Origin of the sequence: Paenibacillus sp. FSL K6-1096 (genome assembly GCF_037977055.1) — a bacterium.
Taxonomy (GTDB): domain Bacteria; phylum Bacillota; class Bacilli; order Paenibacillales; family Paenibacillaceae; genus Paenibacillus_AQ.
Genome location: NZ_CP150274.1, coordinates 4,537,913 through 4,563,685 on the forward strand (window position 1 = coordinate 4,537,913; position 25,773 = coordinate 4,563,685).

Annotated in this window: 14 protein-coding genes; 12 read left to right on the forward strand and 2 right to left on the reverse strand. The window is 45.0% G+C overall.

The features are described 5' to 3' along the window. The first annotated feature begins 144 nt into the window (after positions 1 to 144). From MHI24_RS20150 to MHI24_RS20185, 8 genes are all read left to right on the forward strand, one after another. Positions 145 to 1,953 (forward strand): hypothetical protein, encoded by a 1,809-nt coding sequence (locus tag MHI24_RS20150; RefSeq protein WP_340021312.1) that lies wholly within the window; start codon positions 145 to 147, stop codon positions 1,951 to 1,953. Further along, positions 1,953 to 3,509, forward strand: coding sequence for a hypothetical protein (locus MHI24_RS20155; RefSeq protein ID WP_340021313.1), 1,557 nt, complete (start codon positions 1,953 to 1,955; stop codon positions 3,507 to 3,509). The genes MHI24_RS20150 and MHI24_RS20155 overlap by 1 nt, the downstream gene beginning before the upstream one ends. Next, the gene (locus tag MHI24_RS20160; protein WP_340021314.1) at positions 3,509 to 8,824 is read left to right on the forward strand and encodes an FtsK/SpoIIIE domain-containing protein; all 5,316 of its coding nucleotides are present in this window, start codon (positions 3,509 to 3,511) and stop codon (positions 8,822 to 8,824) included. Before MHI24_RS20155 ends, MHI24_RS20160 begins: the two co-directional genes overlap by 1 nt. Positions 8,825 to 9,680: 856 nt before the next feature. Next, positions 9,681 to 9,968, forward strand: coding sequence for a hypothetical protein (locus MHI24_RS20165; RefSeq protein WP_340021316.1), 288 nt, complete (start codon positions 9,681 to 9,683; stop codon positions 9,966 to 9,968). A gap of 501 nt (positions 9,969 to 10,469) precedes the next feature. Then, positions 10,470 to 12,299 carry an AAA family ATPase gene (locus tag MHI24_RS20170; RefSeq protein ID WP_340021317.1) on the forward strand — a complete coding sequence of 610 codons (1,830 nt, stop codon included), beginning with the start codon at positions 10,470 to 10,472 and terminating at the stop codon, positions 12,297 to 12,299. Further along, positions 12,271 to 14,685, forward strand: coding sequence for a restriction endonuclease-like protein (locus MHI24_RS20175; RefSeq protein ID WP_340021318.1), 2,415 nt, complete (start codon positions 12,271 to 12,273; stop codon positions 14,683 to 14,685). Before MHI24_RS20170 ends, MHI24_RS20175 begins: the two co-directional genes overlap by 29 nt. Before the next feature lie 18 nt (positions 14,686 to 14,703). Further along, positions 14,704 to 15,540 (forward strand): copper amine oxidase N-terminal domain-containing protein, encoded by an 837-nt coding sequence (locus MHI24_RS20180; RefSeq protein WP_340021319.1) that lies wholly within the window; start codon positions 14,704 to 14,706, stop codon positions 15,538 to 15,540. Positions 15,541 to 15,642: 102 nt separating this feature from the next. Continuing rightward, positions 15,643 to 16,068 (forward strand): NADAR family protein, encoded by a 426-nt coding sequence (locus MHI24_RS20185; RefSeq protein WP_340021321.1) that lies wholly within the window; start codon positions 15,643 to 15,645, stop codon positions 16,066 to 16,068. A 180-nt stretch (positions 16,069 to 16,248) separates the two neighbouring features. Here MHI24_RS20185 and MHI24_RS20190 read toward each other — a convergent pair whose 3' ends face one another. Further along, positions 16,249 to 16,332: a putative holin-like toxin gene (locus tag MHI24_RS20190; RefSeq protein WP_219214875.1), complete on the reverse strand. Its 84-nt coding sequence runs from the start codon at positions 16,330 to 16,332 to the stop codon at positions 16,249 to 16,251. A gap of 1,295 nt (positions 16,333 to 17,627) precedes the next feature. Here MHI24_RS20190 and MHI24_RS20195 point away from each other — a divergent pair. From MHI24_RS20195 to MHI24_RS20205, 3 genes are all read left to right on the forward strand, one after another. Beyond that, positions 17,628 to 18,731, forward strand: coding sequence for a slipin family protein (locus tag MHI24_RS20195; protein ID WP_340021323.1), 1,104 nt, complete (start codon positions 17,628 to 17,630; stop codon positions 18,729 to 18,731). A 134-nt stretch (positions 18,732 to 18,865) separates the two neighbouring features. After that, positions 18,866 to 19,069, forward strand: coding sequence for a hypothetical protein (locus MHI24_RS20200; protein ID WP_340021324.1), 204 nt, complete (start codon positions 18,866 to 18,868; stop codon positions 19,067 to 19,069). 315 nt (positions 19,070 to 19,384) lie between these two features. Beyond that, positions 19,385 to 20,296 (forward strand): collagen-like protein, encoded by a 912-nt coding sequence (locus MHI24_RS20205; protein WP_340021325.1) that lies wholly within the window; start codon positions 19,385 to 19,387, stop codon positions 20,294 to 20,296. 128 nt (positions 20,297 to 20,424) lie between these two features. Here the strand turns inward: MHI24_RS20205 and MHI24_RS20210 are convergent, their stop codons facing one another. Next, positions 20,425 to 20,529 (reverse strand): ATP-binding protein, encoded by a 105-nt coding sequence (locus MHI24_RS20210; protein WP_340021326.1) that lies wholly within the window; start codon positions 20,527 to 20,529, stop codon positions 20,425 to 20,427. Between the two features lie 141 nt (positions 20,530 to 20,670). Between MHI24_RS20210 and MHI24_RS20215 the strand changes: the two genes are divergently transcribed. Then, complete coding sequence (locus tag MHI24_RS20215) at positions 20,671 to 25,746, forward strand: stalk domain-containing protein (protein WP_340021327.1); 5,076 nt, start codon at positions 20,671 to 20,673, stop codon at positions 25,744 to 25,746. Positions 25,747 to 25,773 lie beyond the last annotated feature (27 nt).

Sequence of the window (25,773 nt, forward strand, 5' to 3'; positions counted from 1 at the left end):
GCATAAAGATTCCAATTATAAAATTTTCCTATCTAGAAAATGAATTTAAAGTATGCACTGTAATTTAAGACTAAAAGAAATAGTCTATTTGAGAGATTGTTGATATAATGCGTTTAGGAAAATATGTAAGGAGGAGAGTTTATTATGCAAAAGAACACTTCTAATTGGATAAACTTTTTGAGGCAGTACGGTCCAATTCCTCAAAATGACAATATGTATGATGAAACTATTCAAAGGATAATTAATAAGAAAAAAGTTGTTCCAATTAAGATAGAAATGCTTTACTTGGATGAATTATTACAAAACTTTCTTTCAGAATCACCTATATCTGTAATTTTAACAGGCACTGCTGGCGATGGAAAAACTTATTATTGTAGAGAACTATGGGGGAGATTAGGAGGAGCAGATCACGAATGGGCTCAGAACAATAAAATAAATGAATTAATAATAAATGGAATAAAGATGATTTTTATTAAGGATTTAAGTGAATTGTCTCTAAATGACAAAGAAATCCTCTCCTTAATGGCAGATTCTATTGCTGGAGAAAGAAAAGACGTTATATTTTTAGTCGCTGCAAATGATGGACAGTTACTAGATTCATGGAAAGACATTTATCAATCTGATAATGTGGTTAAAACTCGCGAGTTGATAGAAAATTTGCTTATTAGTGGGAAAAAGAGGGCGGCTGGTTGTGATTTAAGTCTTTATAATCTAAGCCAATTGAATTCAGCACTATTATTTCCGAAAATTATTGATGAATTTTTGAAAAATCCAGGGTGGGAAGAGTGCAGTTATTGCTCGTATAGTAAAGGGGAGCAAATTTGTCCGATTTTTGAAAATAAAAAGAGATTGGAGGGCAAAGATAACCTAATTGTACGTAGATTAACCCAACTTTTAACTTTGTGTGAAGTGAACGAACTGCATCTCCCCCTTAGACAGTTACTCTTATTAATAACAAATATGGTTCTTGGACATCCAGATACTAGGGATAAGTTATTAAAATGTACTGATATTCCAAAAGTTTTAAGCAAGGATACAGTACATTTAGCAAGTATTTACCGAAACATATTTGGAGAAAACCTTCCTGAAAGAAAAAGAGATAGTTTAGATGTTTTTAAAACTCTTAATAAATTTGGGATTGGTACCGAAACTAATGGAATCATAGATAACATGTTAATTTTCGGAGAAGAAGATAGTAGATACAAAAAAAAATACGAGGAACTTGTTTTAATAGATAGTAAATATGGTGCGGATAAGACCTTTGTCGCTGAAAAGAAAGCCTATTTGGAAGGCGATAGTGTAGATAAGGAAACCTTCTTAAATTTGCTCAAATCTCAACGTCAAAGACTTTTTTTTACTATTCCAACTGATTTAGAAGAGGAACTAATGATTTGGAAGTTAACAACATTTCAGTATGCCGGGGAGTTCCTAAAAGAATTATATACACCATTACATGAGCAAGTAAGAGTGAATTCTCAATACATAAGTAGAATAGCGAAAGGGCTAAATAGGATTATGACAGGTCTATTAGTGGAAGATAAGGATCGTTTGATCTTGTCTACATCAGGAAATCACTCTCAAGCAAAAATCAGCAGAATCCTTGAAGAATTTATTTCTGTTAAACCAAATAGAGGAGAGTATATGAAATTCGAATTGGATAAAGAGAATTTTAAAATATATCTGTCCATTGGATTTTCTAATGATCTTCCTCCAGTACGATTACAGGTACAATTAATTAGATATGAATTTATTTCTCGAGTAGCTGAAGGCGCGTTACCAGGTAGCTTTTCAAGAGAGTGCTATGAAGATATTCTAGCTTATAAAATTATGTTGTTAAAAAGGCTAGAGGAAAGAAGATACACTGAAGATGATAATGATGACGTATCAACACTAAATTTGTTAAAGGTTAACGAAAAGGGTTTAGTTGAATATAAATCATTGGAGGTGTTTTGATGAATTCAACTCTACCAAAAAATTATTCTTATAATAATCTGGATTTTTGGGTTGATGAATCAATTTGGGGGCATAGATTATATGATGAACAAACACCGTGGTTATGTTTTATGGAATTTTTAGGTGTTTTAAATTCCGAATACCAAAATGGGTCGGCATTTGTTGAAGATACATTTAATTCACTAAGCTATAGACCGTACTCACGAATTTATTTAAGAAACTTACTGTTTAACAACCCTTATATCGATGTTATTTACAGAGATTATGAGAATCATAAAGATGAGAAAAAAGCATGGAATGAATGGATCTTAGAAGCGGAAAGAAAATTTGCTGGAATAGATTCCATTCCGGATTTCAGTTATTTGAAGTCAAACTTTGATAGTAATTTTGAAGATTTTTATGAATCGATTAAATTTTTACAGAGTAACACAATTGAAGGCGAGAACAATAAGCGCTGGAGTTCACAGTTTATTTTTCCATATGGAAAAGAATGCTTATATGAAGATTTAAGGATTGATGGGGATAAAGTTCAAAATGATAGAAGATTTTTTGGCAGGACTGGAGAGGTGTTATATTTAATGCTTTCAAGGTCTCGTCGAGGTGAGAACTTATTGCCATTCCTTGAGACAAATATACTGAATTCTTCATCCGTTTTCAATCGACTTGCAAAAAAGTTACAGCCAGATGCTGGTTTGGAAAACCCGGTTAAAGAGCTTAAGGGGACATACTTGCCATACGAAAAACTAGAAGATTTTGAAAACTTGGCCGATGATTGGTTAAATATTTTTGGCTGTGAAATTCCAGCGTATGATAAACTGCCTCACTTAGTAAATATGACAGGTTTACATATGATACTATATTTTCTTAATCGATCTAAGGCAGTATTAAATCAGGATGAAAAGGCGAAATTTATACTTGAAATAATGGCGCCTAAAAAGACTGTGATCCGTGAATTAGCCTCAGATTCATTTGTAAATAATAATAATCTTTCTAGGCAGGCAATCGAGCTGCATATTTATAGTCTCAAGGATTCAATTGAATGGAAAAAAATCTTTAATTGTGGTGACCCAATATTTGAGGCGAAAAAAATATTGCAAGAAAAGTTTATGTGGCCATCAAACGATGAGGATTTAACTATGTATAATAGTCCTGATGACTTATTAAATGAATTAGTTAATAAAGCGTTATTTCGTCATAAACAACACGTTAATAATTTTCATAGAGTTTGGGGAAAAGAAATCGGTCTTTCTTCCAGCAGAAATAGTCAAAGAATAAGATATGCGCCGACGGATAATTTTTTTAAATCTTTAGTTATTACAAACGTTCCGAAGAGAATGGAATTTCAAGATTTCCTCGCCAAGCTATACGGAAAATATGGATTTATTATCGGGGATAAACAAGCAATTGATATAACTGCATCAGGGCAAGCAGATTTAATAGCATTTTCTGAAAATGCTCTAAGGTTAGAACAAAGATTATCGAGTATGGGCCTGGTAAGACGACTTTCAGACGCATATGCTTATGTTGAAAACCCATTTGCAAAAGAGGGATATTGATGGAACAGTTGAAATTAATCGGTAAGGTTGCGGCAGAGTTCTTAAAGAGTAATATTGGAGGAGAACAAGAGGATGGTATAGCGAGATTTTTACTGGATAGGTTATCAAGTCCGCAGGTATCAGTAATATGTAAGGAAATACTTGAAGATCATTATTTAAGCGAAATTGTAGATATTAAATTACCTATTGAACTAGATATAGGGCAAGGACTGCCTGAGGATATTTTCACAACAGAAAGAACTACTAATTTACGACATACGTATACAGATAAACCAGTCTTACTGCTTGCTAACAATAATGATGATCAAGGCCCTTCCCTAAAGAATATTTTTAAAATTGGAACTAATGATCTAAAAGCTAATACTAAGATCTGGGTTAATGTAGCTTCTAGTAATATTCCAACTATAAATGGAAGTCAAAGACTTCTTAATGTTTGGGAGAAGGCATTGATTGGCTTGCTTAATACAACGGATTGCAGTCTTGAGATGTTTAGCAAGTATGTTTCTGATACAAGGAATAAGATAAGTGAAGATGGTGCGACTTTAATAGAAGCATTAGGATGGGCTTTACCTGCTCTAAAGATTCCTAGAGATTCAGGTTATTTTTACTCTATTGCTGATAACAGACAAACTTATAAAAAAAATTGGGAAAATGCTTACAAAGAATTAAAAGAAAAGAGAAGCTGCTTTTTATATAAGCTCACTTCATCAAGAGATGTAATAGAAAATGAACAATTAAAGAGCTCATTTGAGGATATAAAAGAGTATATTCCCGAATATGTTCATTCCGCTATATTAAAGTTTATTTCTTCAAAACCAGCTTGGACTGCAGAATCCGAAATCTTGTCTCAGTTCGAATGGGAAAGTGATGGGATTGATTCATTCTTCTCTGGCATTAGGCTAGCAAAAAAAAGTAGTCTTGCAGATGAAACAAAAAAGCTTTTAGAAGATGAATTCTCTGACTTAATTACTGACGAAGACTATAATTACTTAAACTTACTTGAAAAAAGAAAAGCCAGGGACTCAAATGAAGACGATGTAGAGTTTTTCGATAAGCACAGATATCAAATAGACTTTAATAAAAAGTTGAAGGCCAAATGGGATAAGTTTATATATGGAAAACCAATAGAATGTACTAACTTCCTTGTAGGTCTAATGCGTGCTATTGAAAGGTTGCTTGCACAGTCTGAGGGGTCTAAACGAAGAAAAGTTATCAAAGTAAAGACTCAAAAAAGAGATAAAAAAAGTGCGTGGCTAGATCTAAATACTGATTTAGGTTTGTATTTTAGTACTAGATATAAAGGATTACCAGAATTAATGGCCCCGTACATTGAGTGGGATACGTTTTGGTTGTTTAAGTATGATGAGTTTATTGAAATAGAGCGGAAAAGGCTAAAGCTAAAGTATAGTAAGAATAACTCTATTTCAAAGGGTTCGAGGCAAATTAAGTTTTATATTGAACTTTATTATGAGGATGATTTTGGAGTCGATCAACATTGTAAAGTCCAGTTGGTTTGGGAAGGAGATGTTAATGCTGTAGGAATGGGATTGTATAGTGATCTAGAACGTTTGGTAAACAACCTACAGCATCCATTCCAACGAACCAGCGTTTCTAAAAATCATATAAGTAAGAAGGGGAAGCTCCAAGGTATTTCACTAAGTGATGTTTATACGCTTCAGCCAGTTTATAGACAAAATAGGGGATCCTTTGTAAGTGTATATGATAAAACTATGGATATTCAAAATGAGTTTTTAAGTGAATTAGAAATGGCTAGGGATGAATCTCGGATTAATACAAATGGATATAGTGAAATATTGGATTGCTGGAGAAAATTTTCAGTAACATATAAGACCGCTTTAAATGAATGGCTCGAGGGGGGGCTTATTTCTGAAAATCAAATTTTGCAATCAGAGCTATACGGGAAATTAATGACTTCATTAATGAAGCATGGTAAAGGAGATATTAATAGGCTTAAGTTATGGTATCCGTTAATGAAAATAGGGATTGTTGAAGTAAAGGGCAATAAACCGGTAGCAATTCTTCCTCCTTGGCATCCAATGAGAATGGCTGGTCTTGCAGCGAAAATGCAACAATTAAAAGATGTAATTTTCTATCTTATGAAAGCGGAGAATTTAGAGTTTGGCGATTCGAAGTTATTTTTTGATGAGATAGAATCAGATATTGAACATCCATACTATCCTGAAATTTGCTTGGGATTTCAAGGAGTAGAGCTTCCGGAACTTTTAACTATATCAGATAGTGTGAACGATTATAGTTTAATGGAAATGCCAATAATTAAAACGATTTATCAAGAGACCAATGAAGATCCTAAAGAGGCTAGTGCAAAATTAGTTAATCTACTAGATAGATATCTGGAACTACAGCCCCATGAAGGAGCTAATTTAGGCGTGGTACTTTATAATTCCGATTCCACAAGACTGCCCTTAGCTATTGTGGAATCAATTTCTAAAATGAATCACAAAAATGATAATATTAGGTGCCAGGTAGTATTAAGACATAGAGATATAAACAAATTAAATAATATCTATTCAAAAATGGTTGAAGGTACAGATGCTGATACTGATAATTTTGTTGCTAGTGAGGTTACTAGTGACTTTATGGCTAAGTTAAGAATAGGGGTAATGGCACATCAGTCATCAGTATCTGAAAATGAAGAAGGTAAGCCTTACGACGTGGTGTTCCTTCAAGATGTAATTTCAAGGCATGCAATGTTTGAGTGGGTTAAAATTGACGTTTCTGTCCCCGTTAGGAATATTATTAAGCATTATCCTGCAAGATGGTCACGTCGTCGTCCTACGGCTAAGGATGAGTTAAAGTCAATAACTTACCTTGTTTGTCCTAGTCAAATTGTTGAGGGTTGGGAATATTTGAAGTTTATTAAGAGCATTACGAAATCTAGCGATGAAGATAATGATGAGTGTTTCTTGCCATCAAGACAGATTTCTTTTCAGAATAAAGATACGAAAAATATATTTGATGAATCACATAAACTAGGAGAATGGGTAGCAAATTATGACGAACTGTTAGATCGAAGGCTGTTGAAGAACCAAGGTGTTAATGTTATAAAGTATCAGCATAATAAAACAAACGGCCCCAATTTAGTAGTTTCGACTACAACATCACTACGATTACTTAGAATAATACTAAAAAGAAAGCTGAAATCACTGAACCTAGGAATTGTTGATACTGATATAGAGACACTAGCTGATTATTTTATTCAAGAAGCAAATGAGTTATCAGGGGACATAGTTCTACGGGCTGCTAAATTAGGGAGATATGCTAGTGAATTGCTGGGTGTAGTATTAAGTAAATTAATTATAGCAGAAGAAATGCAAGACCCTACAAACATAGGCTGGTATTTTCTTGATGATTACGCAAGTTGGTTAGGGAAAAATGAGGAGCAAATTGCAGACATTATGGCAATTAGCCCATTTGAAAAAGATGGAGAATTCTATTTGCAACTAATAATTACTGAGGCTAAATTTGTTGATATTAAAAACTTATCAAATTCTAAAAAGATTTCTAAGAAACAACTTGTCGACACAGTTGCTAGGATAAATAACGCACTATTCAAAGAGCCGGCAAGGATGGACAGAGATATATGGCTCTCAAAAATAAGTGACCTGCTTGTGGAAGGAACTGTGTATATGGAAAACTCCTCAATTTCAATTGAAAATTGGCGAGAGTTAATACGAAATGGTAGTGTTAAAATTGAAGTGAGAGGATATTCTCATGTATTTGTGCCTACGAGTGAAGGCGCGGAAAATTTAGAAAGTGAACAAAATAAATTAAATGAACTTATTCATGGATATCAGGAAGTATACTCTAGAGAAGCTGTAAGGGAATTGTTTCTAACAATTATAAACAAACAAAAACTTTACTCAGTTAGATCTAAATTTGCTAATGAGATAACTTGGAACAAGCTCTTTAATATTGAGGATAAACAGATAATAATTGAGGCTGATAGTAACAATAATACAAGTAGCAAAGAACCATTAATTGAAGTTGTAAATAGCAACTCAGCTCAGAGTGATTTTGAAGTATTACCTCCAGGGATAACGGATATTAGCGGAGGAGAAGGCGTTATGCCAAGAAGTTCTAAAACAGTGTCCAATTCTCCTTATAAAAATCAAGAATTTAATGAATGGTTGATTAGTAATTCTAAACAAGGTGTAGATAATGCTAGTGATCAGAACTGGTTGATCAGTGTTGTAAATTCATTAAAAGTTGCTTTAGCGAGTTATGGTTTACAAAGCAAAGTTTTAGAATCGCGTTTAACCCCTAATGCAGCGATAGTAAAGCTTAAAGGTTCAGATCGATTAAGAGTTGAAGATATTGAAAAAAAGAAGTCTCAGTTGCTCACTACACATGCTTTAAATGTAATTAATGTTCTTCCACATCCAGGAGAAATAGTTGTTTTCATTGAAAGACCAGAAAGACAAATAATTCCTTTGGCCACAGTGTGGGCTGCACGTGAAATTAAGAGCGAGAACTTAAAAACTAATCTGAATTTTGTGATAGGTGTTAAAGAGGTTGATGGCGAATTGCTATATTTAAACCTTGATGGACCTTTTGGTGGGCTTGAACAACATGCTCCACATACCCTAATAGCTGGAGAAACGGGAAGTGGTAAGTCGGTCCTAATACAAACATTGATATTAGACATATGTGCAACAAATTCGTTAGAAACTGCGAAGATTTATTTGATTGACCCTAAATATGGTGTGGATTATCAGGGGCTTGAAGATCTCCCTCACTTAACAGAAGGAATTATAATAGATAGAGATAGAGCATCAAAAATACTTGAAGAACTAGTTAATGAAATGGAATCGAGGTATCTGAGGTTCAGAGAACATAAAGTTCCTAATCTTAAAGAATATAATTCCAAAGTGCCTGATGTGGATAAGCTTCCATTTATATTTCTTATACATGATGAATTTGCAGACTGGATGCTCATTGATGAATACAAAAACACAGTGTCCTCAGCGGTGCAAAGATTAGGAGTGAAGGCAAGAGCAGCGGGTATTCATTTAATATTTGCTGCACAAAGGCCTGATAAAGATGCCTTACCTGTACAATTAAGAGACAATTTAGGGAACAGGCTAATACTTAAGGTAGGCAGCATAGGGACATCTGAAATTGCACTTGGAGAAAAGGGTGCTGAAAACTTACTAGGAAGAGGACATCTTGTAGCGAGGCTATCGGGTGAGGCCAATTTAATCTATGCACAAGTTCCATATATCACTAATGATGATATATTTAAGGTAAGTCAAATAATAATGGAATCAATATAAAGATTGCAGGCTAAATACAAAGAATAGCGAGAGTTTTCCTTACCGCTATTCTTTGTATTCATAATATTATTTTAACAGTTAGGGTTAAGCCCTTCTATTTTTTGTGTTATTTTATTTCTCGATAAAAATGAAGTATCTATTAAGTGCTTTTTGGCCTTGTGTTTTATCCTTGAATGATGGCATCCCAACGCTTTGAAAATTTTCAGTATTTCTAATTGCTCCTATCTATCTCTTTTTTTCTTATGCAGCTATATAGTGAGTGACGCCAATTCGGCAAGTTTGTTCTTAGTCAATTCTTTTGCTTTTTTAAAGCTCGCGAACGTGGATCTATCTTCCTAGTGAAGAAGTGGAGTAGGACATTGCTTCATTTCCCTCTATTTGAGACATTATACATACATCCCCTTGATTGCTAAATCTCGTTCGATAATTTGGTTAATCCCCCCTAGTCCTTCACTAGTTTTCAACTCCACACAACGTCTTCCAACGCACAAAACCTATCTAAACAAGCCAAACTTTTCGGACTCAAAAATATCCGAGGGTCCGTGGCCTCATAAGTAAATTCTTCTGTTTCATTTATATAAGTTTTCGTATAGCCACAAAGCTAAACTATATGATGTTTTTTCGATCAGAGCCCCTTGGTGTTGCTTTAATTTGGTTTGGTCACATAAATTTTTTTATATTCGATATTCGCATTAAAATGATGCTTATATAGTTTACAATTTAATAAAACAAATACACATGGAGAATTACATATTTTATATTACATTAATAATTAAAATTTTAAAGAAATATTATTGTTTAAAAAGATGCAGCAGGTAAGGGGAACTTTTAAACTACTGAATATGGAGGAGATGCAGTGAGCTTTCCAGCATGGTTTATAGAAACAATCCAAGGTCGAATGGTGGAAGTAAGCGCAATAATCGAACATGAATCAGAGCCTAGGCTAGCTTTCAATGAAGAGCGAGAAGCTTTTCGAGCATTATTTGCTTCTATGGATATTGCCTGTAAGCCAGAATTTGAAAACTGGGAGGACAAGCTTTCGATAAAGCAATCCGTCATTTATGAACGCTTATATCTACAAGGGCTAAAGGATGGAATGCAACTTGCACAATCCTTTAATGCTCCTTCTGTTCTCTCAGAATAAGAATAGATAAAAACATATGCTTACTTGTTTGGGCTGTTCATGCGACAGTCCTTTTCTTATGCCCATTAATGGCAGGGAATCCTTCCCATATTGTCGAATTACCATACATATTGTAAATCCTGATGACTGGAGTTAACCGAGATGATCAAACAACTACGAAGCTGGTGGAAGGATACAGAGATTCCTAACTTAATTGGGCGTAAGAAAGTAGATTTTTCTATCTTTCGTGATGGCACTCATATTCCGGTGGAGTTTTATCCTGATTTCCTGGAGGCTAATCAAGGTCAACAACCAAACCTGGGTAAAGGGCACCCGATTAAGTTAGTTCATGATGAGCGAAGCTATGAAGCAATATTAATTAATATTAATCAAAAATCTACAGGCCGCGAAGTGCTTCACCTTCGTTATAATGGAAATAAAATATTTAGGGGTTTATTACTAAGAACTTTCTCCCATTCCTACTCCTACATCTTGCAAGAAAGAGAAAATCAACAATCCGATATGGATGTGAAGAAGCCCCAAGTCGTCGTCCCCGAAGATCAGGCGGAATACATAGATTTCTATGCGACAGGTGTTCCTTTTGAATACCGTCTAGAGTTCATTACCTATAAGCCGAATCCTAGCGTATGGTGGGTTAATCAGGGGACTTCTATTCAGGCGGAGAAGGAAGAGGGAATTCTGTGGGCGCCTCTACTGAATACACAAGGGCGTAAACTCTATCACTGGGAGACGATGAAGGAAGTTCAGGAAGGCGATATCATTCTTCATTACTCGAATAAAGCCATTCGTTATGTTAGTCAGGTTACTGCTGCGGCAGTGGAAGCTCCTAAGCCAAGCTCTATGGCGAATACAGGTTGGCAGGAAGAGGGGCGGTTGATCCGTACCACATATGTAGAGTTGATTCCGTCCATTGCGCTGCAACAATTCAATCAGCAAATCATGCAACTGAATATCACTCAAGGACCGCTCCATACTGGAGGCGGAGTGAATCAGGGTTATTTGTTCCGCTTCTCAAGACAAGCCCTTCAAGTGCTTCAATCGCTTACGGCAGAAGTGAATTGGCCGGAGTTTGCTATTCTTGATCCAGATGAAGCGGCCTCTGCACAGGAGAGCTTACGTGAGGTGATTCCTATTTTACCGCCATCCGATACTAGTATTTCAACCCTCCTCCACCACATCCAATCCCACATCCGCCGCCAGGGCTTCTTTTTCCCGGAGCATCTGATTGAGAACTTCTATCTCTCGCTGAAGGCGAAGCCGTTTGTGATTCTGGCGGGGATCTCGGGGACGGGGAAGACGAGGCTGGTGAAGCTGTTCGCCGAGGCGCTGGGGGCGGTGCGGGATAATGGGCAGTTCACGTTGATTCCGGTGCGGCCGGATTGGAGTGATCCTGCGGATCTGCTGGGGTATAAGGATCTGGCGGGGCGGTTCCAGCCGGGGCCGGTGACGCAGGTGTTCGTGGAGGCGCGGCAGCGGGAGAACCGGCATAAGCCGTATTTTATCTGCCTGGATGAGATGAACTTGGCCCGGGTGGAGCATTATTTCAGTGATCTGTTAAGTGTGCTGGAGACGCAGGAGTGGCGGGAGGGGGAGATTCGGACACAGGCCCTGATCTCTTCTGCCCTGCTGGGTACGCCTGAGGATGAGCTGAAGTACGGCGGCCTGGGCATCCCGGAGAATGTGTTCCTGATCGGGACGGTGAATATGGACGAGACCACGCACCCTTTTAGCAAAAAAGTCCTCGACCGCGCCAGCACCCTGGAGTTCAATTACATCAATCTGCAGCAGTATCCAGAGGCGATGACGCAGGAGGCGGACGGTGCCGCTGAGCTGGCGGAGCTGAATCATTTGTTCCTCCGTTCCGATTATCTCTCCTTGGCAGATGCCTACGATACCCATCAGGAGCTTGTGGTGCGGACGACCGTGAGATTGGTTAGGATCAACGCGCTGCTGGAGGATATTCATGCTCATGTGGGGTTCCGGGTGCGGGATGCGGTGTGCTTCTATATGATCTATAACGAGCGGTATGGCCTGATGGATGAGGAAGAGGCGTTCGACTGGCAGCTCCTGCAAAAGCTTCTCCCGCGCATTCAAGGCAGTCATTCCTCGGTGCGCCGGGTCCTGCTGGGCCTGATGAAGGAGGCCATTGGCAATGGTACCGGATTAGCTGTGAATATCGAATCGCTCATGGAGGATGCCTCTCCGCTCTATCTGAAGTGGTCTGGCGGGCAGACGCCGCCTGGGGTGAAGCATCCGCAGAGCGCCCGCAAAATGGCTTACATGCTGAGGAGGCTGGAGGAAGATGGATTCACCTCATACTGGCTCTCGTGATCAGGCGGTCGAATTGCTGCGTGTGGAGACGGAGCTGTTCACGCTGTATCTCCAGGGGAAGCCCTATCATCCTACGGTGGAGACGCTGCAATTGCATCGTTCCCCGGAGCAGGAGTGGGTGGAGGCCACGCTTGGCATAAGTTGCCCGGAGCGGCTGGGTGAGGTGCAGATTAAGGTGTTCTCGCCCGAAGCCTATGGGCTGGTGGATTGGGTGCCGGGAGAGAGGGCTTTTCCTTGCTTTTATGAGACCCAGTCTTACGAGCTGGTGCTTCAGCATAAAAGGGCGGCGAACCTTACGTTCTATCATGAGAATGTGCTGCTCCGGCAGGCGGTGAAGCCGCTGGGGGACTCGATTCTGGCGGGCGTGCTGAACTTCAGGAATGAGGTCGGACTGACGGAATTGGAGATCCGGGGTGACGGGAGGACGCTGCTGCGGGTGGAGATGGAGATTTTCCCCTCGAAGATGGATTACAAGCTGGATTACCAGAACCTTCTGCATGAAGTGAATGCACAGATCTATAATCTGGCCTTCGACTTCCTGCGCCGCACCTACCAGCTCACCGGGCTGCGGGAGACGCAGCATCAGAGCCTGACGGAGTTCTTCGCGATTCTCCAGCATATCTTCAGACAGCTACTGGAGGCTGTTGAGCGGATCAACAAGAACCCTAACTATGCGCTGCTCCAGGACCGCCGTCTGATGGACGCCAATCGGGTCAAAAAAGCCGGAAGAGAGAACATCCGCGAGCTCGCCAAGCACCCTGAACGGTTACGGGAGGACGCGAAGCATGGGTTCTTAAGCATCAACAACCGGAGCTACACGGCCACACACCTGATGGAGACGCGGAAGCGCCTCGCCTATGATACGAATGAGAACCGTTTTGTCCGCTGGATGCTGGAGAGAATTCACGGAAAGCTGAAGGCGCTGAAGAAGCGCTGGAGGGAGAATAGCCGAACCTCAGACCCTTTGCTGATTACAAGGCTGGATTCCATGCTCACGCAGATCGACCGGGTGCTCCAAATGGACTTTGTTCGTGAGGCTGGTGTGCTGAAGCAGATGTCCGTGACATTGGTGCTGCAAATGGCTCCTGGTTACCGGGAGGTCTACCGCTGCTATCTCATGCTGCTCAAAGGCCTGTCGATCCAAGGGGATCTCCTTCGCCTCTCCATGAAGGATGTCGCGCAGCTCTATGAGTACTGGTGCTTCCTCAAGCTGAATCAGCTGCTGGGGCAGAAGTATAAGCTGGTGAAGCAGGATATCATCCGGGTGAACCGGAGCGGGATCTTCGTGACGCTGGACCGTTCGCAGAGTGCGCAGATGGTCTATGAGAATCCGGTCAACGGGGAGCAGTTCATTCTGTATTATAACGCCATACCTGAGAGGGATAAGACGCCGACACTGAGCCAGCGCCCGGACAATGTGCTTACGCTGAAGAAGAAGGATGCGGGGCAGGTTAAGGAGTATAAGTATGTTTTTGACGCTAAGTACCGGTTGAATCCTGCCTATCCCGACACTCCCTATGAGAAAAGGTACAGGCAGCCCGGGCCGGAGGAGGACGACATTAATACGATGCACCGCTACCGGGACGCGATCGTGTATCAGGAGCAGGGCTCGGGGGAGTATGAGCGCAGCATGTTCGGGGCATATGTGTTATTCCCTTACCCGGATGAGGAGCGGTTCAAGAGCCACAAGTTCTACCGCAGCATTGAGCTGCTCAACATCGGTGCCTTCCCGTTCCTGCCGAATGCCACAGGTCTGGTGGAGCAATTCCTGGAGGAGATTATCCGCGACAGCCCGGAGAAAGCCTACGAACGCTCCACACGCCCGCGCGGCACGAAGGAGTATTATGCCGATAAGCTGGCGGGCAAGAATGTACTGGTGGGATCAGTCCGGGGGCCGGGGCAGGTTGGGGTGGCGGTGCGGAACGCTTTTTATCATATGCCGCTTAAGAATCTTGCCAGCCAGAAGCTGCTGACCCAGATCGAATACATCGCCATGTGCCAATCCCGCAAGAAGTTCATTGATCCGGCCAAAACAGGCATTCACTGGGTAGGCAAGGTAGCGGATTGGCAGGTGCTGCGGCGTAAGGAGATTACCGAGGTTCCCTGCCGGCCGGGTACAGAAGAGGAGTTGTATGTGCGGTTCACCATTGAAGAGTGGAAAAGGTTAGCCGACCCTATCGCGTTAGGGGGACAAGGGATTCTCACGGTGCTCCATACCAGCAAGTACATTCTGGACCGGGCCTTGGAGCTTGCCGAGCTTCGCCTGGATACTGAGACTGAGCTACGGGAATGGCGGGAGAAGCGCCGCAAGGGCCGGGTGCAGGTGAGGCTGGATCATGAGGAGTATGTGGATTTGGGGAGAGTTGTGGAGGTGCGGAATATTTGAAAAAAGGAGAGAACAATCATGAATCATCGCCATCATCCATTCTTTCGGCTTGCTATGAAAACCTTGATTATGCTGCTATGCGCTGGTCTGTTGCCACTCGTACATACGGCGGCTCCGGCGCAGGCTGCACCGGTAGTGGGGAATCAGATTAGGCCGCTGCTGATCCATAACCAATATGTGCTGTTTCCGGGGAAGCTGGCGCCCTATATCCAGGAGGGTAAATTAATGGTGCCTGTCCGTGCGTTTGCAGGTGCGCTGGGTGCACAGCTGACCTATGACGCTGCCAGCAAGAGCACCACTATCTCGCTGCTTGGGGAGAGTGTGGGGAAGCTGCGGGCCGGGCAGGCTACGGCGGTAACCAAAGACGGAAGTGCGTTAGCGCTGGGAGTGTCCCCGCAATTGCGGGATGGCGTACTGTTTGCGCCGATGAACCCAATACTCACCGGGCTGAAAAAGCTGAAATGGGAGAACATGTCTAACGTGCTTAACCGCAATGTACTACTTGTGCAGGGCCGAGGGGATACAGTGTTGCCGCAGGCCAAGGCGTGGCAGAGCGTGACTCCGTTTGGAGATGTGCCTGGGGAGAAGCAGAATCCCTTTTATCCGACACTAATGACGCAGTCTGCCGACGGGAAAGGCTTCAGGCTAAGCCTCAGTGTGCTTAATGTCTCCGGGTCTGTTATTCCCAAGGGAGCTTCCAGCTTGGAGTTCGTCGCTGTGAACAGTCAAGGGCAGACCGTAGTCCGGCAGCTTCCCGGCCCTACGCAGGCGACTCCTAAGGCAGGAGCTCTGTCATTCACGATTAATGTGACCACAGCGCCGGATTATGTGATTTTCAATTCACGGATCAAGTAAAAACACAAGGAGGTCAGGCCTTCCATGAACACCCCGGAACACATTCAAAAGCTGCAAGATGAACATCGAAAGGAAGGTTTATCGGCTAAGCCAGAGGCGCGTGTGATACGTTTCTATGAGACGGATAAGCCTTACGGCTGCTTTTCTAATTTTGCGAAGTATCCGATTCTGTTAAAAGGCAAGGAGTGGGCGACAACGGAGTATTATTTCCAGGCGCAGAAGTTCGCAGGGACTGAGCATGAAGAGGAGATCCGGCTTGCCAGTACGCCAATGATCGCAGCCAGGATGGGTCGGGAGCGGAATCGGCCGCTGCGCCCGGATTGGGAGGAGTGTAAGTTGCAGGTGATGCGGGAAGCGCTCGTGGCCAAGGTCGAACAGCATCCTGTAATCAAGTCTACCTTGCTATCTACCGGAGATTGCACGCTTGTTGAGCATACCTCGAATGATGCCTACTGGGGAGACGGCGGGGACGGGAAGGGCGGCAATATGCTGGGGAAGCTGCTGATGGAGATTCGGGATGGTAGATAACTTCATACATTTTCTTACTTTATGAACTGATTTGTGGTATAGTAAAGGCAGAAAAAACGTAGAATACAAAGAGAGCCGTGCTGCGAACACGACTCTCGGAGCAATAGCCGCTTTTAAGGGCGGCGGCTTCAGATAGGTAAGACAGTTAAAGAATAGACCGCTACCCTTCAGAAGGGCGGTCTATTTCTTTTTGAGGTAATTTAGCAGCGCGATAATGAACATGCCAAACATGAACATCAGGGACAATGCTTGATAAACCTCCATTGGCGTCACCTCCCTTCCGGGAGATTAGCCGACCGCCCATATAAGCCTTTCTATTGCTTCAGCGATTATACCATGAATGGAAATATTTGAATATACGAACAGCGCAGACTCTTCCAATGGATCTCGCCGGATGAGTGGGTTCAGGCTAATGAGAAGTTTTGAGAGAGTGGGGCAATAGGCAGAAGAAAGTATAATGAAAAAAGAGAGCCGTGCTCGATACACGACTCTCGGAGCAGTATCCACTTTTAAGGGCGGTGGCTTCAAAAGGTTATCTACTGAAATAGGACGCTTACCTTTGGCCGGGGTGGCCTGATTCTTTTTGTGGAAAGAGAGAATCTACACAACCAGAGTCACGAACGAAATCATTAGGGTCAATGCTTGGTATACCTCCACAGGCATTACCTAAAAGCTCTCGCAGAAAGCTACTTCATAAGCTTAAGCTTTTCCAGGCTACTGAGTAATTCTAAGAGAGCGGTGCAATGGGCAAAAGAAAGTATAATGAAAAAAGAAAGCCGTGCTGGTAACATGACTCTCGAAGCAATCGTCACTTTTAAGGGCAGTGGCTTCAAAAGGTAAACCAGTCAAGAAATAGACCGAATCCTTTGGGGAGGGCGGTCTATTTCTTTTGTAGTAATTTTGAATACACAAACCAAATCCCCTACTCAAGCTCAAAAGCAGGCTCCCCCACCTGCCTTTGGGCTTTTTTTCATGCCTCTAAAAACTCCTCTCTGGAAATTTATTCTTCCCTCGTAATACTTCCGCCATGTTCGTTACCGCTCAGATCGGCGATGATAGACCCTGTAGATAACGCTGAGCGCGTTGATCCTACATCCGGTTCTTATCCGGGCGGGCGTAACGAGGCGGGGATCTCTGGTGATCCCGCAGTGCCGGCATGTATGTTACGGTATCCTGTACGTTCCTTTTCGGTAAGAGCAACCAAGGGGTTCGATTCCCCGATCGCTTTCGCAGCGACGTTGGTTACACTACTCGATTTCCATCGAGCGACTATTGAGCACAATCAGAGTAAAGAAACCAATGAACAGAATCCCTGGCGGCTGGCATAGCGCACTGCGGCAGGGCTTTGTAATCCGTGGATACCGGCAGCAGGGAAGCTTGCGGAGACTGGGGCAAGGACAGAAGGGCACGAAGGCTGGCTGAAGGTTGGGTTAGTCTCAGGTCTCAGGCAGTCCTCCCGGATCTCCCGGCAGAGCGGCTGTCTCAAGCGTGATTCCGTCCGGGTCCGCAGCGGGATTCTGTCATCCATTGGTCATCACATGAAGGGGGGAATACATACGATGTTGAAGCCAATTACGATTCAAGCGGACCAGCGCGGTCTGCTCTTTCATAAAGGAAGCTATGTGAAGCGGCTGCTGCCGGGGACCTACCGTTATTTCTCCTGGTCGCAGTATACTGTGGCAGTAGTGGATATTACTAAGCCTTTTAGCGCTGGGGGGAAGGACCTGCAACTGTTCTTACAGGATGAGGAGCTCCTCCGGGAGCTGGACGTGGTTCGGGTACAGGATCATGAGCTGGTGCTGCACTACGAGGAGGGTCAGTTCATGCAGGTGTTGAAGCCGGGGGTGTACGCGTTCTGGAATCTGCTCAAAAAGCACACCTTCGTCCACACCGACATCCGTGTACCGGAGCTGCCCGCCGGGATCGACCGCTCGATCATCGCACGGATTGCGCCGCACGTGCAGAGCTGCGAAATCGCCAGCTACGAGCTGGGGTTCCTGTTTTATGACCATACGCTTCAGCGGGAGCTGACACCGGGGAAGTATTACTTCTGGAAGGGACCGGTCTCGGTACTGACCAAGAAGGTCGATCTGAGACAGCAGCAGATGGACCTGCTCGGCCAGGAGATGATGACCGAAGATAAGGTCACGCTGCGCCTGAACTTCGTCTGCCAGTACCGGATCGTAAGTCCGCACCGTGTGCTGGAGATGAAGGACTTCGATGAGCAGATTCACATCCAGCTTCAGCTCCTGCTGCGGGAGTATGTCGGGACACTGAAACTGGACGATCTGCTGAAGCGGAAGGAGGATGTGGCGACGTTCATCCTGGACCGTATCCGGGAGAAGGAGGAAGAGTTCGGGGTGCGCTTCCTCGGGGCGGGGGTGAAGGATGTTATTCTGCCGGGAGATATGAAGGAGATCCTAAACACCGTGCTGCTCGCTGAGAAAAAAGCCCAGGCCAACCTGCTCACCCGCCGGGAAGAGACAGCCTCGACTCGCAGCCTGCTGAACACGGCGAAGCTGATGGATGAGAATCAGACGCTGTTCCGGCTCAAGGAGCTGGAATTCCTGGAGAAAATCTGCGACCGGATCGGCTCTATCTCGGTTACGGGCGGCGGCGATCTGCTGGAGCGGTTAAGCTCGCTGATCGGGAGCAATAAGTAGATACCGCATCCAGAGGAAATATTCATACTACTGTCATTATTTCGTGCCGCCACTTGTTCGTGGCGGTTTTCTTTTGACACGGGCTGGGGATTAAGAGCGCTGCGCAGATAATTTCTTCGCTCAACCGGGAGCGGGTGCCGGGCAGCCGGATTTCGGCTTACCTGACGGATGAGGGGCTTTACTCCGATTTTACCTATATCGCTTCACTCGGAAACTCACGCATTGGCCCTCAGGCAGCGGAAAAAGACAATCCCAAAACCGCCATCTATCGGTGTCAGATCCTATATTACCCGCTAAAGGAGCGGGTATCTTCGTTCAAGCCTACAGGCCCCTATTAGCCAGCCGGACGCATGCACCGGGCTGCTGATAGGGTCTTTATGTGTTGTCTCCCATTTTTACAGGATATGTGCCGGATTGAAGCCGTAAAACACACACGGGAACCGTTAAGAAGAATATTACTGTATAAACCAACCTTTCTACTGGTAGCTTCCACATGAGATAGATTCAGTAGAGGTTGGTGATTTGGTAGATACTCAAATCTGAGAAAGGGAGACGGAGCGATGAGCATATCATCAACAGGTCCAACAGGTCCAACAGGTCCAACAGGTCCAACAGGAGCAACGGGAGTGCAGGGACCAAGGGGAGTCACTGGTATGACCGGAGTAACGGGAGCTACTGGAGCGTCAGGAGCGACGGGAGCAAGAGGCAATGCCGGGCAGGTAGGTGCGACCGGAGTAACTGGAGCCACTGGTGCGACCGGAGCACCGGGAATACCGGGAGTACAGGGAGTAAGAGGAGCCACTGGTGCAACGGGAGCAACCGGAGCAAGAGGTATTGCCGGGCAGGTAGGTGCGACCGGAGTAACTGGAGCCACTGGTGCGACCGGAGCACCGGGAATACCGGGAGTACAGGGAGTAAGAGGAGCCACTGGTGCAACAGGAGCAACCGGAGCCAGAGGTATTGCCGGGCAGGCAGGTGCGACCGGAGTAACTGGAGCCACTGGTGCGACAGGAGCAACCGGAGCAATGGGAGTCACTGGTGCGACCGGAGCTACTGGTGCCACTGGTGCCACCGGTCCGAACGTTGCAACCGAAGGCTTCTCTGTATTCCTGCCTGCGTTCTCAACCGCTGCCAGCACTCAGCTTACGGGCTGGACAGTGACCTCGCCTTTCTATAGCAGTGCGGCATTTGATGAAGCTACGGGTAACTATACAATCCCGGAATCGGGCCGGTATTCGTTTGAGGCGACCATTAATTACAGCACTACTGCTGCGATCACTGCTTCATTAGGAACAGGAGTGAATCCAGTCTTTGTCGTGCGGAGAACCTCGCCAACCGTAACCGATCTGGTCACCGGAATGTTCCCGCTGCTCAATATTAACGTTGCGTTTGTGCTGACCCTGCGGACGATCCTGGGGAATGGCACCGTAACGCTGTCCGGGGAGTTTGAACTGGCAGCAGGCGATGTAATCGGCTTATTCTATGAAGCAGACGGTTTAACGATTCCGCTGCAGCTTGGCGGTTCATCCTCAGGCAGTGTATGGTCTGTTCATCGCTTGACTTAACTCGAAACTGGCCTTTGAGATAAGGGATTACGGCCGGTGACACGGCACAGCAAGGCGTTCCACAGTTAACGTGGAGCGCCTTGTTCTATTTCCAGCCTAATCTCAAAAGTGATCGCATCCTCCAGGAGCTATGCCTGTATCGTGCCCTTCATCGACTGGATAATCTTCCTGGCAATCGACAAGCCCAGACCGAGATGTCCCTGAGCCTCTAGAAGTGCTTCCGTAAAGCACATTCTGGACTGCCTGCTCCAACGGATAGAGATCAATACACGTCGTGGCCAGATTCTCCGGCTCTTTCTTGTTTATTCTACGTTTAGCGCTGTCGTGTAGAATAAATTAATGCGGAAAAAATGAAAATAATGGGGGAAAAGGCATTGAGATTTAAACGGATAATTGCCTTGTTGCTAGTGTTTATCATGGTTATACCGGGGGGCATAATCCATGCTGCTGATCCGGTACTCAGAGAGGATGCAAATTTTGCGAAGCAGCTGCCTTCCGGGTTGATATTCCTGGAGGATACTGTTGATGTTACGGATGAATCGTATGAGGCAGACATTCGTGTTACCTTTTATGACGGGGAGGCGTCTTATAGTCCGGATTCTGTTCAATTATCCATTGTAGACGATAATCCGGTCGGCAAGCGGTTTGAGGGCAATAGACTGATTATTGATCAAGGAGCGCCCGCTGGAACGATTACCATCAGAGCGGTATTGCCGGATAATTTTTATACGGTTCATACTATTACTGTGGTGAATTCTGGTGCGGGGAATCCGCAGCCTTCTCAGCCAAGAATATCCCACACGCTGCTGGATACAAGCGATCTTAATCATCTCATCGTAAGAGCAACGGCTCTGGATGATGGGATTAACAAGGTACAGATCAGAACATTTTATAAGAACGCCTCTGGTATGTTACCGGGCGACATCGTAGATCTGGTGCGGGAAGGCGGCAATAGTTCAGTATTTTCTGTAGACATTACTGACAGGGTCTCCAGTATGATGAGAGATTCCAATGCCTATGAACTGACTTATTTCTTCACGATGTTGGATGGAGACGGGGGATTCCTGCAATATCCCGAGGTTATTGATACGAACTCGTTGGAGGGGGCTTTGACGGTTAAGCTGGCTGAAGCACCGGACAATGGGTCTGGAGAGCCTGAGCTAGATAAAGCTGGTTTGATTGCTAAGATTAATGAAGCGAAGGATTTATATGCTTTTTCAGTAGCTGGCAACGGTTTTGGGGAATATCCGGGAGAAGTGATGGATGCGTTTAATACAGCTATCGAAGCAGCCTCCCGCGCAAAGGATACAGCTACAACCCAGGCACAAATTGATGCTGCCTATCAGGATTTGGTGGGTTCCATAACGTCATTTAAGGCGGATGCCATTAAGGGAGCGAGTAAATCGGACCTTATGGATAAATATGATGAAGCGAGATTTCTCTATTGGGATACCTCAACAGGTGAAAGGATTGGAGATTATCCTCCTCAAGCAAAGGCTGCACTCATGACTGCCCTTGTGTCAGTAGAGGGTGTTCTAAACAACCCGGCACCTCCTCAAGATGAAATTGATGATGCCTACCAAAGGTTATATTATGCGATACAGGAGTACCGCGCTGCACAAATCAAAGCAGGTGATCCTGCACCGCTTCAGGTGAAAATTAATGAAGCCTGGAACCTTTACCTTGAGAGTAAAGTAGGCGATGAACCTGGACAATATCCGGAAGCAGTACACTCAGCCTTAGCTAATGCTATTTCAATGGCACAGGATACGATTTTTTTAACGACGACACAAAAGAAAATTGATGAGGCTTATCAAGCTCTATCCAAAGCGATGCAGGAACTCATTGATGCACAAATCCCGGAGCCGGATAAAAAAGAGCTGCTGCAGGCGAAAATTAATGAAGCGCAGCTGTTATGGGAGGATGCCGACGTGGGGACAAGTATAGGCCAATATCCCGCTGAGGCAAAAGACGCGTTGGAAGCTGCTATATTTGCCGCTAATGAGGGGTTGAACAATGTTGCCACGGAAGCTGAGCTGGATGCTGCCTATCAAGCATTGAATACCGCAATCACAACTTTTAATAACACTAAAATTAAGCAAGGAGATACCACCGCACTTGAGGGCAAGATCCATGAGGCCTGGGTCCTTACGGTTACTAAAGAAGAAGGTAATGATTCAGGACAATACCCTTCTTCGGCATTCGACGATTTGCGCAGTGCCATCACTGCCGCAGAACAATGGGTGACTGACCCGGTAAACAACCCGGGAACTCAAGCGGAAATTAATGCAGCTTACGAGGTTTTGGTGAATGCGATCCAGACTTTCCTCGATTCCCAGAATACCGGACCGAACAAACAAGCACTTCAGAGTGCCATCGAAAACGCCAAGTCAGTTTTAAACAACAGTGTTGAAGGCACCGGAGTTGGACAATATCCAGAAGATTCGAAGGCCATCCTCCAGGGCTCCATAGATGCTGCGTGGAATACGTTGATCAACCTGTCATCCACGCAAACAGAAGTTGATCAGGCATTTAATAACTTAACTGCTGCGTTGCAGGATTTTGAATTATTAAGAATTGAGCCTGGGGATAGCACGCTCCTTCAGGACAAAATTCATGATGCAAAGGACCTTTTGCAAAATAGTGTAGAGGGCAATCATGTCGGAGAGTATCCTTCGGAAGCCTTCGATGCTTTGGAACAGGCTATTGCAGATGCTGAGACTCTGATTGACTCCTCCGGGACACAACAACAGATCGATGCAGCCTATCAAGCTATAGTACAAGCCATCAAAGCTTTCGAAAATGCCGAGATTCAGGCAGGCAATTATATGCCGCTTCTAACAGCGATATCGGAGGCAACGGCGTTATATGATACTAGCCCGGAGGGCTATGGCGCAGGACAATATTGGCCTGAAGTCAAAGCGTTGTTCATGACAGCGATTGAGGCGGCAAACGTGGTATTGGGAGGGCCATCTACTCAAGAAGAAATAGAGCAGGCACTCCAAGAACTTGCGGATGCAGTTGAAGAGTTTCAGAACTCCGTGGTTCCCGAAGGAGATAGTACAAAGCTTCAGGCAGCCATTGCTGAGTTGACAACCTTGTTGAATAGTGTAAGTGAGGGCGATGACGCAGGAGAATATCCGGCAGGTTCAAAAGCGATTTTGCAAGCAGCGGTTACTGCCGCGGCGAACGTGATCAGCGTACCAGCTACCCAAGAAGAGATAGACCATGCCTATGAGGTATTGGAAGACGCAACAGATTTGTTCAAAGCTGGAATCATTCCAATTGGCGATAACTCGAAAGCTCTTGAAAAAATTCAAGAGATAGGCCGGCTTTTGGAGGGCAGCGAAGCAGGAAATGGAGTTGGGCAATATCCGGCTGAAGCAGTGGCAGCATTGCAAGCAGCATTCGATGCAGCAGTGCTAGTGCTCGATAAACCATCTTCGCAAGTGAAGATTGATGCTACGTACCAAGCCCTTGTAGATGCGGCCGATGTGTTTGAGAAGGCGCAGATACAGGCTGGCGACAGCGAAGAAGCTGGCGCAGTAGTGAGCGAAGCAGGAACGCTGCTGAAAGACAGCGTTGCAGGCGAAGGCGTGGGCCAGTACCCGGCTGAAGCTGTCAAAGCATTGGAAGCAGCGATTGCAGCCGCGAAGGAAGTGCTGGATCATCCGGCGACGCAAGCGCAGATTGACGCTGCGAAAGCGGAGTTGGAAGCAGCAGTCACCACATTTAAAGCTACAGTAAACACAAAAGGCGACAGCGAAGAGGCTAACACAGTATTGACGGAAGCAGGAACGCTGCTGAAAGACATCGTTGTAGGCGAAGGCGTAGGCCAGTACCCGGCCGAAGCTGTCACAGCGTTGGAAGCAGCGGTTGCGGCAGCGAAGGAAGTGCTGGATCATCCGGCAACGCAAGCGCAGATCGACGCAGCGAAAGGGGCTTTGGAAGCAGCAGTCACCACATTTAAAGCTAAAGTGAATACAAAAGGCGACAGCGAAGAAGCTGGCGCAGTAGTGACGGAAGCAGGAACGCTGCTGAAAGACAGCGTTACAGGCGAAGGCGTAGGCCAATACCCGGCCGAAGCTGTAACAGCGTTGGAAGCTGCGGTTGCCGCAGCGAAGGATGTTTTGGATCATCCGGCAACGCAAGCGCAGATCGACGCAGCGAAAGCGGTGTTGGAGTCAGCGATCACTACATTTAAGGCGGCAGTCATTAAAGTTGGCGACAGCGGAGAGGTTCAGACGAAAATTAATGCAGCGACAACTCTCTTGAATGAAAGCACAGAGGGCAGCGGCGCAGGCCAGTATCCGGAGGGATCAAAGGCCGTTCTGCAGGCTGCAATTACGGCGGCGGAAGAGGTCATCCGTTCGGCGGCATCACAAGCTGAGATTGACCAAGCCAATGAGAAGTTAACAGCGGCTTATAATGCCTTCCTGGCATCAGTCATCAAGAAGACGGATGATCCTTATACACCGCCGTCCACTACACCAACTACGCCAACTGTGGCGCAACCGTCAGCTACGCAGCCTGTAGTACAGCCGTCGACCAAAATTACAGATGGGCTGAACACTGTTGAAACGGGACAAGGCACGGTGAAGGCTGCCGCGTCTGAGGTTCAAGCCATCATGAAGGCTGTAAAGCCGGTCATTCTTGAATCCACATTGGCAGTGATTGATTTTGGCAAGAATGGCTTGAACGTACCTGAGCTCAGACAAGGACTGGAGACTTCCCTGGAGTTAGGAGCCCTTCTGACAGAGAAGTCCAAAAACGATGAGGTGTTGGCAGGAGCCAAGCTGGATCAGGCTGGACTGCAGCCGCTCGGCGGGAAGGTTCTGGACCTGATTGCCCAGCTGAATTACTCCAATGGTACAAGTACGAAAATCAAGAGCTTCGCGGAGCCGGTCAAAGTTACAGTGAACTTGAAGGAGTTAGGCTTGACTGGTGATACAACAAATCTGACAGCAGTCCGGTTCGTGCCTCAGGCAGATGGCACATATAAGACGATCAAGCTGGGCGGGGTCTATCTTCCGGAAACAAACAGCTTCGAGTTCTATACCGACAGCTTCAGCTTGTACAGTATTGTTAAGGCCGATTCCGTTACCAAGATTACGTTCAAGATTGACAGTAAGGCGTATTCCATCGGAGCACTTGATAAGGTTAACGACGTAGCGCCGGTGATCCGGGAACAAAGAACCCTGGTGCCAATCCGCGCTGTAGCGGAAGCTCTGGGTGCTGAAGTCAAGTGGGATCACGCAAGCAAAACAGCTACCATTACGCTTAACGGTAAAGTGCTGACTATGACTTTGGGAGAATTAATTGCAGGAATGGACGTACCTGCGCAAGCGATTGACGGCAGAATCATGGTGCCGCTGCGTTACGTCTCGGAAACTCTGGGAGCTTATGTCATGTGGTTCCCGCAAGACCAGCGGATCGAGATCATCCGTTAGCATAATCTTAATCGAAAGAAGCCGATT